This window comes from Amycolatopsis sp. Hca4, from assembly GCF_013364075.1.
Taxonomy (GTDB): domain Bacteria; phylum Actinomycetota; class Actinomycetes; order Mycobacteriales; family Pseudonocardiaceae; genus Amycolatopsis.
Window position 1 is genome coordinate 9,850,618 of the sequence record NZ_CP054925.1, and the last position, 13,960, is coordinate 9,864,577.

Genomic DNA, 13,960 nt, shown 5'->3' on the forward strand with positions numbered 1-13,960 from the left:
CACACCCGGGGCGTCGCCGGGTGTTCGTCGTGCAATTCCGCGCGCATTTACGTCGCGATTCGGCGGCGAATTAAGGAAGTGCCGAAGAAATCGAGGCCGAGTGCCCCGCCGCTTTCCGCGCCGGTCTATTCTGCTGGCGTGATGGTTTCGCGGACTGCCGCATTCACCCGTCTCCGCCCCGCCCCGCCCGCACTGGCCGCCTGGCTCTGCGCCGCGGCGACGGTGCTCTGCCAGATCCTCTACTCGGTGACCGACCCGGGCGGCCGCACGCCGCTGACCGTGCTCACCGTGCTGTGCTTCGCGGCGGCGTCGCTCGCCGACGCCTGGTCCCGCTGCGGCGCCCGCGCGGCGGCCACGCTGGCGCTCGTCGCGGGCGGCGGCGGGCTGCTGGCCGAGGTGGTCGGCCTGCACACCGGATTCCCGTTCGGGCACTACGAATACACCGGCCTGCTCGGCCTGCCGCTGGCCGGTGTGCCTGCCGTCGTCCCGCTCGCCTGGCTGATGATGGCCTGGCCGGCGCTGCTGGCCGGGCGCGCGCTGGCCGTGAAGCCGGCCGGCGTGGTCGCGGTGGCGGCGGCCGCGCTGGCGGCGTGGGACGTCTTCCTCGACCCGCAGATGGTGGACGAGGGGTACTGGACCTGGGCCTCGCCCGAGCCGTCGCTGCCGCTGGTGGCCGGGATCCCGGTGACGAACTTCGCGGGCTGGCTGCTGGTCGCCGTCCTCGTCCAGGCGGCGTTGCACCGCTGGGTGCCCCGCCCGCCGGACCCGGTCCCGGCCCTGGCGGCCGGCCCGGCGCCCGCGTTGTACCTCTGGACGTGGTTTTCCTCGGTGTGGGCGCATTTCGCGTTCTTCGGACGGCCGTGGGTGGCCGTCGCCGGAGGTGTGCTCATGGGCGCGGTGGCGGTGCCGTTCGCGATCCGGCTGGGAAAGGGGATCCGGTGGGCCCGCGTTTCCGCGTGATCGTCCGCGCGGCCGCCGCGGCGGCGGTCGCCGGTGCCGCGCACGCGGCGTACAACGCGCGGATCGTCCGGGCACCGCGCGAAGGGCGGGCCCGGTGCCGGGAAGCCGTCTCGATCCTGCTGCCGCTGCGCGACGAAGCCGAGCGCGTCGGCCCGGCCCTGCGTTCCCTGCTGGCGCAACGCGGCCTCGACGACGCCGAAATCCTGGTGCTGGACGACTGTTCCACCGACGGGACGGCCGACGTCGTCCGCCGGCTCGCCGGGCCGCGGGTCACGCTGCTGACCGGCACCGAGCCACCGCCGGGGGTGCTGGGCAAGCCGCACGCGTGCCACCAGCTCGCCCAGCGGGCGCGGGGGAGCGTGCTGGTCTGCGTCGACGCGGACGTCGTGCTGGCCCCCGACGCCGTCGCGGCCGCGGTTTCCCTGCTGCGCGAGGCGAATCTCGACGCGGTGTCGCCGTTCCCGCGCCAGCGCGCGGACGGGCTCGGGGCCCGGCTGGTGCAGCCGCTGCTGCAGTGGTCGTGGCTGGTGCTGCTGCCGCTGCGGCTCGCGGAGACGTCCCCGCGGCCGTCGCTGGCCGCCGCCAACGGCCAGTTCTTCGTGATCGACGCGGCGATGCTGCGCAAGTGCGGCGGCTTCGCGGCGGTGGCGGGCGAAGTGCTGGACGACATCGCGTTGATGCGCGCGGTGAAGCGGGCGGGCGGCCGCGGCGTGGTCGCGGACGGCAGCCGTGTCGCGGAGTGCCGGATGTACGCGACGTGGTCGGAACTGCGCGAGGGCTACACGAAGTCCCTGTGGTCGGCGACGGGCTCGGCCCCCGCGGCGGCGGCGATCGCCGGGCTGTTCCTGGCGGTGTGGGTGCTTCCCGCGGTAGCGGCCCTGTGCGGTTCGCGGGCCGGCCTGGTGGGGTACGCGGCCGGGGTGGCCGGGCGCGCGGTGGCGGCCCGGCGGACCGGGGGCCGGGTGTGGCCGGACAGCTTGGCGCACCCGGTGTCGGTGCTCGCGCTGACGGGGTTGATCGGCCGGTCCTGGTGGGCCAGGACCACAGGCCGGCTGGTGTGGAAGGGGCGTTCGGTGGCGTCTGCGCGCCGCCTGCCGGGCGGAGGTGCCGCATGAGCGCCGTCGTCGTGGTCGGGGGCGGGATGGGCGGGCTCGCCGCGGCGGCCCGGCTCGCCGCGGCCGGGCACCGGGTCACCGTGCTGGAACGCGCCGCCTCCTGCGGCGGCAAGCTCGGCACCTTCACCCGGGACGGCTTCACCTTCGACACCGGGCCTTCGCTGCTCACCCTGCCGTCGGTCTACCGCGAGCTCTTCGCGGCCACCGGCGCCGACCTCGACGAGCTCGTCGACGTCGTCCCGGTCGATCCCGCCTGCCGCTACCGGTTCGCCGACGGCACCGAACTGGCCGTCCCGCACGAGCGTGCCGCGGTCCCGGACGCCCTGGAAGCGGCTTTCGGCGGCGGTGCCGGCGAAGAGTGGCGGCAGCTCATGCAGGACGCCGAGCGGCTGTGGGGTCTCGTCGGCGAGCCCGTGCTGCGCCGCCCGCTGAACGGGACCCGGGACCTCCTCCGGCACGCCCGCGGCGTCCGGGACCTGCTGGCGATCGCGCCGTGGCGCACCCTGCGCGGCATCGGGCGCCGCCGGCTGAGCGACCCGCGGGCCCGGATGCTGCTGGACCGCTACGCGACCTACACCGGCTCGGACCCGCGGCGGCTGCCCGCCGTGCTGAGCGTCGTGCCGTTCGTGGAACAGGAGTTCGGCGCCTGGCACGTCCGCGGCGGCCTGCGCCGGCTCGCCGACGCCCTGCTGGGCCGGCTGGCGGCGCTCGGCGTCGACGTCCGGACCGGCGCGGAGGTCACCGCGATCGAGACCGGCCCGGCGGGCGTCCGCGGAGTCCGGCTGGCGGACGGCGAGCGGCTCCCGGCCTCGATCGTGGTGGCCAACGCGGACGCGGCGCACGTGTACGGCGACCTGCTCGACGACCCCCGCACGCGCGCGCCGCGCCGGGCCCTGCGCCGGACGCAACCGTCGTCGGCGGGGTTCGTGCTGCTGCTCGCGCTGCGCGGCACGACACCGGACCCGGCCCACCACCGCGTGCTCTTCCCGGCCGCCTACGACGCCGAGTTCGACGCGCTCTTCGGCCGTGCGCCCCGGCCGGTGGCGGACCCCACGGTGTACGTCTGCGCCCCCGGCGACCCGCAGCTGCACCCGCCGGGCTGCGAAGCCTGGTTCGTCCTGGTGAACGCCCCCCGCCACGACCCGGCGACGGCGGTCGACTGGACGACCCCGGGGCTGGCGGAGGACTACGCGGACCGGGTGCTGGAGGTCCTGGCGGCCCGGGGCCTGGACGTGCGGGACCGGTTGCTGTGGCGCGAGATCCGCACCCCGGCGGACCTGGAATGCACGACGGGCGCCCCGGGAGGATCGATCTACGGCTCATCGTCGAACGGCCCGAGGGCAGCGCTCCTCCGCCCGGCGAACGCGACGCCGGTGCCGGGGTTGTACCTCGCCGGCGGCTCGGCCCACCCGGGAGGAGGGCTGCCGCTGGTGGCGATGTCGGCGGAGATCGTGGCCGGGCTCGCCGGGGGAGGACCGAGCCGATGAGGGAGGGACCGGCGCAGAACTACGGCTTCACGGAGCGGTGGGTGGGGCCGACGGCGGGAACCCGCGCTGCGCCGGGCAGGTTGCCGCGCCTCGGCTTCCCGGCGCCCACGCCGCGGTGGGTGGGCCTGGTGGTGGCCAGGTCGGTTCTCCGGCGGCTGCCGGCGGCAACCGGCGCCGTGCCGGGCAGGGCGCCGCGTTGCGGCTTCGCGCCGCGAACGGCGGGGCCGACGGCGGCACCCCGAGCGGCGCCGGCCAAGTCGCCCCGCGGTGGCTTCGCGTCGCGGTGGGTGGGGTTGATGGCGGTCGGGCCGGTTCCCCGGCGCCTCCCGTCGGGAATCGGAGCCGCGCCGGGCAGGGCGCCCCGCGGTGGCTTCGCGTCGCGGTGGGTGGGGTTGATGGCGGTCGGGCCGGTTCCCCGGCGCCTCCCGTCGGGAATCGGAGCCGCGCCGGGCAGGGCGCCCCGCGGTGGCTTCGCGTCGCGGTGGGTGGGGTTGATGGCGGTCGGGCCGGTTCCCCGGCGCCTCCCGTCGGGAATCGGAGCCGCGCCGGGCAGGGCGCCCCGCGGTGGCTTCGCGTCGCGGTGGGCCGGGTCGATGGCGGTCAGGCCGGTTCCCCGGCGCCTCCCGTCGGGAATCGGAGCCGCGCCGGGCAGGGCGCCCCGCGGTGGCTTCGCGTCGCGGTGGGCCGGGTCGATGGCGGTCAGGCCGGTTCCCCGGCGCCTCCCGTCGGGAACCGGCGCTAAGCCGACCAGGGCGCCGCGCTTCGGCTTCACGCCGCGGTGGGCGGGGCCGATGCCGGTCCCCTCGGCCGGAAGCCGCGCGGCGCCGACCTACCCGCGCTACCCGGCCTGCCTGAACGCCCGCACGACCCCCACCCAGAGATGGGCCAAGCCGATGACCGACAACCCGGTTCCCAGCACCGCGCACGTCGTTCCCCACGGCCAGCCCGTCCACGGCGTCCCCGCCGGGGCCAACGCCGCCCCGGTCACCGCCACCGCCGTCACCACCAGGCGGGTCGGGCGCTCGGCCGCCGTGATCGCTCCCGCTCCGCGCATGCCCGCCGCCTGGGCGCGGGCGCGGATGTACTCGTGCAGCAGCGACGTCACCGCCGCCGCCGCGCACCAGCCCGCGGGTGCGCCGAGGACCAGGAGCACCGCCACGAAACACAGCTCCGTCACGCGGTCCGACGCCGCGTCGAGGACCGCTCCCAGCGGGCGGGCGCGGCCGGTGCGCAGGGCCACCGCGCCGTCCAATCCGTCGAATACCCCCGTCGCCACGATCGCGGCCAAGGCGAGCCACAGCGCGTCGCCGCCCAGTGACGCCAGCCAGACCGCCGCCAGCGCGCTCAGCACCCCGCAGCCCGTCAGCACGTCGGGCGGCACGCCCAGCACCGGCCGGGCCAGCAGGTGGATCGCCCGCAGCCAGCCGACGGCGAGCGCGCTCCCCGAAACGTCGTGCTCGTGCACGCGGGACCAGCCCGCCACCCCGTCGTCCTCGACCGACACCGCCGGGGCACCGGCGTGAGCGGCCGGGACGTGGCCCGCCGGGCGGGCGCCGTCCTGCGGGACGCCGGCCGGGAGCTGCGCGGCCGGGACCTGTCCCTGTGGGCCGCCGGTGTCACCTTCTTCGCCGTCCTGGCCGTGGTCCCGCTGGCGCTCGTCGCCCTGCGGGGCGCGGCGTTCCTCGGGTCGCCGGCGTTCGTCCGGCACGGCGTTTCGCGCTGGGTCGACGCGCTGCCGCCCGGCCACGGGCCCGGACCGGCGCTGCAGGCCCTGACCACGGCCGCGCTCGGGACGCCGTGGACCGCGCTGCTGGTCACCCTGCTGCCGGCCACCTTCTACGGCGAAGGCCTGCTGCGCGGCCTCGTCCAGGTGGCCGGGCAGCCCGCCGGGGCGCTCGTCGGCTGGCGCGGGCGGCTGATGTTCGTGCCCGTGCTCGTCCTCAGCCCGACCCTGGCGATCGCGCCGCTGGCCACCGCCGACACGGTGGCCGGCTTCTACGCGCGCGGCGGCTGGGCGACGTTCTGGGGCATCACGCTGTCGTTCCACATCGACTGGCTGATCATCGCGGCGGTGACCGCGATCGTCTTCGCCGGCAGCGCCCCGCGCGGGGTGCGCCGGGGGCCGCTGGTGGTGGGCGCGCTCGCCGTGGCCGCCGTGCTGGCGGGGTTCTTCCACGGGTTCCTCCTGTTCCTGGCCATCCCGCTGGACTGGAGCGTGCCGTTCGGCGGCCTGGCGGCGGTCGGTGCGGTCTCGGCGTTGCTCCTGTGGCTCTACCTGCTCCACGTGCTGCTCCTGCTCGGCTACCGGCTGGCCCTCAGCGCCGAGCGCACCCGGCTCGGTGCCGAGGAGCCCGCGGAAAACGATGCAGAAGCGAGCGAGAATCCCGGCCGTTCCTGCAGGTCTGGCCGAGCCACCGGCTGAGACCCTGGATTTTTAACGCCCCCGTCATCAGTAAAGCGTTGCACAAGCGATTCGTTTGGGCCATCATCGGCCGTGCCGGAGCCGGACAGAAGAGCCGGCGCACGCCGGACCAGTGGTGGGGACGAGTGACGACCAGACCGGAACCGGAGGTCACCGACCGGGCCTCCTGGTGGACGACGGGGCAGATCGCCACCGCGATCGGGGTCTCGCCCGTCGTGCTGCGCGCGTGGGACAGCCGCTACGGCGTCGGGCCCGCCCGGCGCGGGCCCGGCGGGCAGCGGTTCTACGGGCCGCGCGAGCTGCAGCGGCTGCGCCGGATGAGCGCGCTGGTGAACCAGGGCGTCCGGGCCGGGACCGCGGCCGGGCTGGTCCTCTCCGAGGCCGTCACCCCCGCGCAGTCGCGGCTGCGGGCCGACGAGATCGACCAAGCCGCCGCCGCCATCGACCTCCCCGCGCTGGCCGTCCTGCTCGACGAGCTGCTGGCCGGGCACGGCACGATCGCCGCCTGGGTCGACGTCCTGGCGCCGGTGCTGCGCCGTCAGGGGGAGCGGTGGCGGGCCGGGGAAAGGGCCTTCGCGGCCGAATGGGCGCTGGCCGGGGCGATCTCGGCGGCGCTGCAGCGGCACGTCGTCGGCGCCCCGCCGCCCTCGGGCGAGCGGCCGGTGCTGCTGGCCTGCTGCGCGACCGAGCGGCACCCGCTGCCGCTCCAGGTGCTCGCGACGGTGCTGCGGGAAGCCGGCATCCCGGTGGTGTTCCTCGGCGAGATGGTGGCGCCCGACGTCCTCGTGCGGACGGCCGTGCGGATCGAGCCGGTGCTCGTGCTGCTCTGGTCGATGACGCCCTACACCGCCGACGCCCCGCTGCTGGCCGAGCTGGCCCGCCGGGGCGTGCCGGTGCGCGCGGCCGGGCCGGGCTGGTACCCGGTCGGCGGCCGGAACGGGCCGGTGCTCAACGGCCTCCGGGTCGCTCTGCGGGAAGCTTCCGCGCGCGCCGGACGCGTGTGGCCCTGACCGGTTCGGCCCCCGCTCGCGGAACGCGCACGCAAGCGCTGGGTAAACTGTGATTTGAGTCACAAAGGCACCTCTGTGGCGTGCAACTTGGGCACTGGGAGTGTCGAACGGGCGTCGGATGCCGTATCCGTTGAAGCGGACATAGCCGGTCGCAGGCTGTTCCGTCGCGTGTGACCACACCGGCGGACGTCCCTGGCGTGTGGGAACGTGGTGTTGATGGACGTCGACGGGGTGAGTGGCCGGGAACCCCGGGCCGGGGGTTCGTGGACGCCGGGCAAGGTCGCCGAACTGCTCGGCGTCTCGCCCGTGACCCTGCGCACCTGGGCCGCGCGCTACGGGGTCGGGCCGACGCTGCGCGACGACGGACGGCACCGGCGCTACTCCGACGCCGACGTCCGCCGCCTGCAGTACATGCAGCGGCTCATCGACCGCGGCATGCGGGCCAGGGAAGCCGCCGCGGCGGCGTTCTCCGGCGCCGACGAGACGGTGCCCGAGGTGTCGGTCGACCGGCACATCGAAGAGCTCGAGCGGGCCGCGGAAGGCCTCGAATTCGCCTCCCTGGCCGCGTTGCTGGACGAAACGCTGGACGCGCTCGGCCCGGCCGCGGCGTGGACCGAGGTGTTCGTCCCGGTGCTGCACCACCTCGGCGGCCGCTGGCTGCGCGGTGATGTCTGCTTCGAGTCCGAATGGGCGCTGACCGGCGAGATTTCGCTGGCCCTGCAGCGCTACAGCGCGGGGTTCGCCAACACCCCGCCCGGCCGGCTGGTGCTGCTGGCCTGCTGCCCGGAGGAGCGGCACAGTCTGCCGATGGAGGTGCTGCGGGCCGCGCTGGTGGAGGTCGGCATCCCGGCGGTGTACCTGGGGCAGATGGTGCCGGCCGAGACCACCATCGCGATCGCCTCCAAGCTGGATCCGGTCGTGGTGTTCCTGTGGTCGATGTCCGCCAACACCGTCGACGACCTGCTGGTCCAGCGGTTGCGCCGTCGTGGCTTCGACACCGCCACGGCCGGCCCGGGCTGGGAGAACCTCACCGAGCGGGACGTCCCGTTCGTCAACGACCTGCCCGGCGCCCTCGAGCTGGCCACCGAACGCCTGAAGGCGTGAACCCGTGCCCGGGCACCGGGCGAAAGCGTTGCGCAATCGCTCCAGATGCCCGAGGATTACTCGCGTGCCGGTCCTCTCGGCCGGCCGTGGCGGACGGGAGCGTCTCCGGTGGATCTCAAGCGGCAGGTGATCGAGCGCTGGCCGGCGCGGTGGCCGGTGCAGCCGTTCCGGGAGCCGGCCTGGGCTCGCCAGGAACCCACCTACGCGGAGTGCAGCCCCGCCCTGATCGAGGCGGCGGTCAAGCGGGCCGGTGCCCGGCCGTCGGGCAACTGGTTCGTCTTCGCCGCCGCCCGGGAAATCCGGGCCGACCGGCCGTTCGGTGTGCGGGTGGGCGGCCGGGAGCTGGTCGCCTGGCGCGGGCCGGACGGCGCACTGCAGATCGGCCCGGGCGCCTGCCCGCACCTCGGCGCGCCGCTGGAGCAGGCGCGGGTGCACTGCGGGGAGCTGGTCTGCCGCTGGCACGGCCTGCGCGTCGGCCCGGACCGTCCCGGGTGGACGGCGCTGCCGGCCCACGACGACGGCGTGCTGGCGTGGGTCCGCCTCGACCGGATCGGCGGCGAGCAGCCCACCGACCGGCCGATCGTGCCGGACCGCCCGGTGGGGACCACGGTCGACGCCGTGGCCACGCTGACCGGGGTCTGCGAGCCGGAAGACGTCGTCGCCAACCGGCTCGACCCGTGGCACGGCGCGTGGTTCCACCCGTACTCGTTCGCGCGGCTGCGCGTGCTCTCGGCGCCGCAGGGGGTCGACGTCGCGGAGGCCGAGGACCGGTTCGTCGTCGAGGTGACGTTCCGGCTGGCCGGGAAGCTCGGCGTCCCGGTGGTCGCCGAGTTCACCTGCCCCGGCCCGCGCACGGTGCTGATGACCATTGTGGACGGTGAGGGGGCGGGCAGCGTGGTCGAGACGCACGCCACCCCGCTCGGCCCCGGACCCGACGGCCGCCCGCGCACCGCGGTGATCGAGGCGACGATCGCCGCGTCCGACCGGCCGGGGTTCGCCGCGGCGGCTCGGCTGGCCCCGGCGTTGCGGCCGCTCATGCGCCGGGCCGCGGCCCGGTTGTGGCGGGACGATCTCGCGTACGCCGAACGGCGTTACGCGCTGCGAGGGGATCACCGCTGACTCGCCGTCGTCGGCTACCGGATCCGGTCGGTGCACCGCAGGGCCAGCAGGGACAGCGCCGACCGGGGTTCGGCCGGGACGGCCAGCCGGTCGACGATCTCGTGCGCCGCGGCGACCCGGGCCGTGATCAGTTCTTCGAGCTTTTCCCGCGCTCCGGTCGCCTCGATGACGTCCTGCCAGCGCCGCACGGCCGCGTCGTCGATGGCCCGCAGCCGGTCGAAGGCCGCGAGGTCCCGGCGCTGGGCCGGGGTGGCGAGCTCCCGGGCGAGCACGACCACGCTGGTCGCCTTGTGCTCGCGCAGGTCGTCGCCCACCGGCTTGCCGGTGACCGCCGGGTCGCCGAACACGCCGAGCAGGTCGTCGCGGAACTGGAAGGCCTCGCCGATGTGCGTGCCGTAGCTGCCGAGCAGCGCCGACACCGCGGGCGCGCAGCCTGCCAGCGCCGCGCCGAACTCGAGCGGGCGGCGGACGGTGTAGTTGCCGGACTTGCGGCGCAGCACGTCGAGCACGGACGCCCAGCTGGGCACCGACCGCGCGTCGTTCACCAGGTCACCGAGCTGCCCGACGGCGAGCTCGGCGCGCATGGCGTCGTACACCGGCCACCCGCGCGCCAGCTCGGCGGCGGCCAGGCCGGATTCGCGCAGCAGCTGCTCGGACCAGACGAGGAACAGGTCGCCGGAGAGCACCGCGGCCGACTCGCCGAACCGGCCGGGGTCGCCGCGCCAGCCCTGGCCCTCGTGCCAGGTGGCGAACTGGGTGTGCAGGGTCGGAGCCCCGCGTCGCAGCGGCGAGCCGTCCATGACGTCGTCCTGCGCGAGCGCGAAGCAGTGCAGCAGTTCGAGACTGGCGGCGGCCCGCAGGGCGGCGTCCGAGCCGTCGCGCCCGCAGCGCCAGCCGACGAAGGCGAAGGCGGACCGCAGGAACTTCCCGCCGGACACATAGGACGGCAGGGCGGTGGTGGCGAGCGCGCCCTCCCGCCGGCCGGTGAACAGCTCGGCACACCGCGCTTCGACGAACTCGAGCGCGGCGGCCCGGCTGCCGGCCCGGATGTCGCCGAGCCACGTCGCAGGAGCGAGCTCGGGGGCGGCCGTGGTGATCCTCATGGTCATCCCTCCCGCCGGACGCAGACCGCCCGAATCTGGTGTGGGCGGCGACCGGGCGCCCTGACGGGTAAGGTATCAGGATCCTTATAGTTCGGGCAAGGAGTTCGGCGTGAGGGCCGGGGCCGGGGTGGCCTGCGATCCCGGTGACCGGGCTTGGTGCGCCCTCGGGTGCCCGGCGCGGCCGAGCCGCACCGACCTTGCCGGTGCCGTGGCTGCGGCGGCGCGCACCGCGGCCGCCGGGAACGCCCGGCCGAACCCCGCCGCCTCGGCGGCGGCCGCGGGAGCGCCCGCCGAGCGGGCGTGGGCGACCCGCGCGAGCACGGACAGCCCCAACGCGGCATCGGTGGCCGGTGTCGGTCGCCCGAAATGCCCGGCGCGGCCGAGCCGCACCGTTCGTGGTGGCCGGTGGGCGCGGTGGTTCGCGGGTGCCGGGGCTTCGGCACCCACTCGGGGTGGCCGGCGGGCGCGGTTCACCCCCTCCGCTCACCTCCCGGGATCGCCGCCGCAAGGGCCGTGGCTGCAGCGGCCAGTACCGCCGCCACCAGGAACGCCCGGCCGAACCCCGCCGCCTCCGCGGCCGCCGCCGGTGTCCCCGATGCCGTGAGCCCGGAAGAACGCGCGTGGGCGACCCACGCCAGCCCGGCCAGTCCCAACGCCGCCCCGATCTGGCGGAACGTGCTCAGCAAACCCGCCGCCAGCCCCGTGTCGCCCTCGGCCGCCGCCCCCGTGGCCAAGGCCGCCAGCGGGCCGAACGACAGCCCGAGGCCGAACGTCACCAGCATCCCCGGCGGCACCACCCCGGTCAGCGCCGCACTGCCCGCGTCCACAGTGGAATACCAGCCCAGCCCCGCCACGACGCACACCGTGCCCGCCAGCACGATCCGCTTCGGCGGGATCCGGCCCGGCAGCCGGCCGGCGAGGCGGGCGCCGGCGATGATGCACGCCGCCTGGGGGAGGAACGCCAGACCCGTGTGCCACGCGTCGAGACCCGCCACCCGCTGCAGGAACAGCGCCCCGAAGTACCACGTCGTGAACGCCACGCAGCCGAGGACCGCCATCGTCAGGTTGATCGTCAGCCCCGGCCGCCGCAGCAGGGTGCCCGGCGGGACCAGGGGCGCCGCGGAGCGCCGCTCGGTCCGGACGAACGCCGCGAACAGCCCGATCGCCAGCAGGAACGGCAGGTACGCCGCGCCGCCGTCCTGGAGGCGGGTGGCGCCGTACACCAGCGAGACCAGCGCTCCGGTCGCCAGCGCCGCCCCCACGACGTCGAGGCGCGGCCGTTCCCGTGCGCCGCCGGTGCGGGCCAGGAACAGCACCGCGATGACGCCGATCGCCAGCGCGATCGGCACGTTGATCAGGAAGATCCACCGCCAGCCCGCCCACCGCACCAGCGCGCCGCCCAGCAGGCCGCCCGCCGCGCCGCCGACCGCGCCGACCGCCGACCACGTCCCCAGTGCGCTGCGCCGGGCGCGCTCGCCGGTGAACGTCGTCGTCACGATGGCCAGCGTCGCCGGGGACAGCACCGCGCCGCCGAGGCCCTGCAGGACGCGGGCCGCCACCAGCCAGCCGGGCCCGGGCGCCGCCCCCGCGAGCAGGCTGGCCGCGCCGAACACGGCCACGCCGGCCAGGAACACGCGCCGGTGCCCGAACAGGTCCGCGCAGCGGCCGCCCAGCAGGAGGCAGCCGCCGAAGGCGAGGCTGTAGCCGTTGGCCACCCAGGTCAGGCCGCTGTCGCCGAAGCCGAGAGCGTCCTGGATGGCCGGCAGCGCCACGTTCACGACCGAGACGTCGAGCACCGTCATGAACTGGGCGAGGCAGGCCGCCAGCAGGATCAGGGCACCAGCGTGCCGACCACCTTGCGCAGCAGTTGGACCAGGGTCCGCTGCTCGGCCGCCGTCAGCCCCATCGCCGCCGGGGTGTTGACCTCCAGCACCGCCTTCGTCGCCTTCCGGACGAGCCGGCGGCCGGCGTCGGTGATGTGCACCGGGATCGGGTGGCCGCGGCCCGGGCGTTCGCCGCGCACGATCAGGCCGAGCGCCTCCAGCGGGAGCAGGGCCTCGCCCATGCTCTGCGGCGTCACCAGGCATCGGCGTGCCAGCGCGCCCTGGGCGATCCCGGGGCTGTTGTCGATCTGCACGAGTATCCCGAACTGGGCCGGGGAAAGCTCGGCGGGGGCGAGTGCCTGTGCCATGCGCGGGACGAAGGCGAGGTAGGCGCGGATGACGTTCCAGCCGGCCAGGCCGTCGATGTCGCTGTCGGTCCACACCGGCGCTTTGCCGGTGCGGACCGGATGTTCTGCGTTGGGCACGGCATCACGATATCGTAGCCCACATCCATAAGGAACCTTACTCTTCGGGAGGGTGCCGGATGTCCGGACGCAGCCACGTGATCATCGCCGGCGCCGGCATCGGCGGGCTCTGCCTGGCGCACGGCCTGCGCCGGCACGGGATCGACGTCACGGTGTACGAACGCGACACCGGCCCCGACGAACGGTGGGCGGGGTACCGCCTGCACCTCACCGGGCAGGCCAACCGCGCGCTGCACGCGTGCCTGCCGCTGGAGACCTACCTGGCGATCCTCGACAGCGCGTCCCGGCCGCTGGACGCCTTCCGCATCCTCGACGAGCACCTCGAAGAACTGCTGGTGTCGCCGACCGAGGCCGACCCGGCGCTGCTGGTGGACGACGACACGCTGATCGGCCGCCGCCCGCTGCGGCGGCTGCTCCTGCGCGGCCTCGAGGACGTGGTCCGGTGGGGCCGGGCCGTCGAGCGGTACCGGCTGCTGCCCGGCAACCGCGTCGCCGTCGACCTCGCGGACGGCACGACCGACGAGGGCACGCTGCTGGTCGGCGCGGACGGCCGGGCGTCGGCGGTGCGCCGCCAGCTGCTGCCGCACGCCGAACCCGAGGCGTGGGACGTCGCCTGCGTCGCGGGGACGACCCCGCTCGAGGCGGCCGTCGCCGCGGGTGTCCCGGCGGCGATGGTCGACGGGGCCGGGTTCGCGATCGGCCCGGCCGGGCACAACATGTTCTTCTCCGGCCACGACCCCGCCGGGCGCAGCCGTCCCGACCTCCCGCCGGGCGGCGGCCCCCGGGAGCCGGACGACGCCTACCTCCTCTGGTCGGTGGGCGCGCCGTCGGCCGAATGGCCCGAGGATCCCCGCACGAGCGACGGGAACCTCGGCGAGGCGGCCCGGGGGATGGTGGCGGACTGGCACCCGGCCGCCGGGCAGCTGATCGCCGCTGCGGACCCGCATTCGTTGTCCCCCTTGACGTTCTGGGTGGCGCCGGAGATCGAGCCGTGGCAGACCCAGCCGACGGTGACCCTGCTCGGCGACGCCGTGCACGTGATGCCCCGACCGGCGGCATCGGCGCGAGCACGGCCCTGCGCGACGCGGCCGCGCTCACCGAGACGCTGGCGTTGTGCGAGCAGGGCCTGGGCCGTCCGGTGCCGGCGATCGCCGCGTACGAACGGGAAATGCGCGAGCGAGGCCAGGAGGCGATCCGCGCGTCGGTGGCGAACCTCCAGTGGGCGCAACGCCTCGACGGCCCGGTGTCGTTCCGGCTGGGCAAGTTCGGCCTGAAGTCCGCCGGCGGGATCCGCACCCTGCTGCGGACCCTCGCCGGCAAGGGCGACGCCGG

13 protein-coding genes are annotated in these 13,960 nt (G+C 75.9%); 8 read left to right on the forward strand and 5 right to left on the reverse strand.

Annotated features, from left to right (window positions below):
* Positions 1–141: 141 nt before the first annotated feature.
* From HUT10_RS44575 to HUT10_RS44585, 3 genes are read left to right on the forward strand one after another with little or no spacing between them, the layout of a single operon-like run.
* Positions 142–960, forward strand: coding sequence for a carotenoid biosynthesis protein (locus HUT10_RS44575; RefSeq protein ID WP_176176723.1), 819 nt, complete (start codon positions 142–144; stop codon positions 958–960).
* Positions 939–2,075 (forward strand): glycosyltransferase family 2 protein, encoded by a 1,137-nt coding sequence (locus tag HUT10_RS44580; RefSeq protein ID WP_176176724.1) that lies wholly within the window; start codon positions 939–941, stop codon positions 2,073–2,075. Before HUT10_RS44575 ends, HUT10_RS44580 begins: the two co-directional genes overlap by 22 nt.
* On the forward strand, positions 2,072–3,562 hold the full coding sequence (locus tag HUT10_RS44585) for an NAD(P)/FAD-dependent oxidoreductase (protein WP_176176725.1): 1,491 nt from the start codon (positions 2,072–2,074) through the stop codon (positions 3,560–3,562). The genes HUT10_RS44580 and HUT10_RS44585 overlap by 4 nt, the downstream gene beginning before the upstream one ends.
* Before the next feature lie 838 nt (positions 3,563–4,400).
* On the opposite strand, the gene HUT10_RS51965 is transcribed toward HUT10_RS44585, so the two are convergent.
* Complete coding sequence (locus HUT10_RS51965; protein ID WP_303247011.1) at positions 4,401–5,066, reverse strand: CDP-alcohol phosphatidyltransferase family protein; 666 nt, start codon at positions 5,064–5,066, stop codon at positions 4,401–4,403.
* A gap of 15 nt (positions 5,067–5,081) precedes the next feature.
* Here HUT10_RS51965 and HUT10_RS44595 point away from each other — a divergent pair, with 15 nt between their 5' ends.
* The 4 genes from HUT10_RS44595 to HUT10_RS44610 all read left to right on the forward strand — a co-directional run bounded on the left by HUT10_RS44595 (position 5,082) and on the right by HUT10_RS44610 (position 9,217).
* Positions 5,082–5,984: a YhjD/YihY/BrkB family envelope integrity protein gene (locus HUT10_RS44595; RefSeq protein ID WP_254897301.1), complete on the forward strand. Its 903-nt coding sequence runs from the start codon at positions 5,082–5,084 to the stop codon at positions 5,982–5,984.
* A 125-nt stretch (positions 5,985–6,109) separates the two neighbouring features.
* Entirely contained in the window at positions 6,110–6,994 is an 885-nt protein-coding gene (locus HUT10_RS44600; RefSeq protein WP_176176726.1) for a MerR family transcriptional regulator, read from the forward strand.
* Between the two features lie 216 nt (positions 6,995–7,210).
* On the forward strand, positions 7,211–8,098 hold the full coding sequence (locus tag HUT10_RS44605; protein ID WP_176176727.1) for a MerR family transcriptional regulator: 888 nt from the start codon (positions 7,211–7,213) through the stop codon (positions 8,096–8,098).
* A gap of 108 nt (positions 8,099–8,206) precedes the next feature.
* Positions 8,207–9,217 carry a DUF5914 domain-containing protein gene (locus HUT10_RS44610; RefSeq protein WP_176176728.1) on the forward strand — a complete coding sequence of 337 codons (1,011 nt, stop codon included), beginning with the start codon at positions 8,207–8,209 and terminating at the stop codon, positions 9,215–9,217.
* Between the two features lie 14 nt (positions 9,218–9,231).
* Here the strand turns inward: HUT10_RS44610 and HUT10_RS44615 are convergent, their stop codons facing one another.
* The 4 genes from HUT10_RS44615 to HUT10_RS44630 form a co-directional block, all read right to left on the reverse strand.
* Positions 9,232–10,320 (reverse strand): polyprenyl synthetase family protein, encoded by a 1,089-nt coding sequence (locus HUT10_RS44615; protein WP_254897302.1) that lies wholly within the window; start codon positions 10,318–10,320, stop codon positions 9,232–9,234.
* An 84-nt stretch (positions 10,321–10,404) separates the two neighbouring features.
* Positions 10,405–10,794 carry a hypothetical protein gene (locus HUT10_RS44620; RefSeq protein WP_176176730.1) on the reverse strand — a complete coding sequence of 130 codons (390 nt, stop codon included), beginning with the start codon at positions 10,792–10,794 and terminating at the stop codon, positions 10,405–10,407.
* The gene (locus tag HUT10_RS44625; RefSeq protein ID WP_303247035.1) at positions 10,791–12,155 is read right to left on the reverse strand and encodes an MFS transporter; all 1,365 of its coding nucleotides are present in this window, start codon (positions 12,153–12,155) and stop codon (positions 10,791–10,793) included. The genes HUT10_RS44620 and HUT10_RS44625 overlap by 4 nt, the downstream gene beginning before the upstream one ends.
* On the reverse strand, positions 12,152–12,628 hold the full coding sequence (locus tag HUT10_RS44630; protein ID WP_176176732.1) for a MarR family winged helix-turn-helix transcriptional regulator: 477 nt from the start codon (positions 12,626–12,628) through the stop codon (positions 12,152–12,154). The genes HUT10_RS44625 and HUT10_RS44630 overlap by 4 nt, the downstream gene beginning before the upstream one ends.
* 59 nt (positions 12,629–12,687) lie before the next feature.
* Between HUT10_RS44630 and HUT10_RS44635 the strand changes: the two genes are divergently transcribed.
* Entirely contained in the window at positions 12,688–13,902 is a 1,215-nt protein-coding gene (locus tag HUT10_RS44635; protein WP_176176733.1) for an NAD(P)/FAD-dependent oxidoreductase, read from the forward strand.
* Positions 13,903–13,960: the final 58 nt, after the last annotated feature.

Coding starts and splice junctions, on each gene's coding strand:
- HUT10_RS44585 (WP_176176725.1), top strand. CDS start 2,072: ATGAGCGCCGTCGTCGTGGTCGGGGGCGGGATGGGCGGGCTCGCCGCG.
- HUT10_RS44615 (WP_254897302.1), bottom strand. CDS start 10,320: ATGAGGATCACCACGGCCGCCCCCGAGCTCGCTCCTGCGACGTGGCTC.
- HUT10_RS44605 (WP_176176727.1), top strand. CDS start 7,211: ATGGACGTCGACGGGGTGAGTGGCCGGGAACCCCGGGCCGGGGGTTCG.
- HUT10_RS44635 (WP_176176733.1), top strand. CDS start 12,688: ATGTCCGGACGCAGCCACGTGATCATCGCCGGCGCCGGCATCGGCGGG.
- HUT10_RS44575 (WP_176176723.1), top strand. CDS start 142: ATGGTTTCGCGGACTGCCGCATTCACCCGTCTCCGCCCCGCCCCGCCC.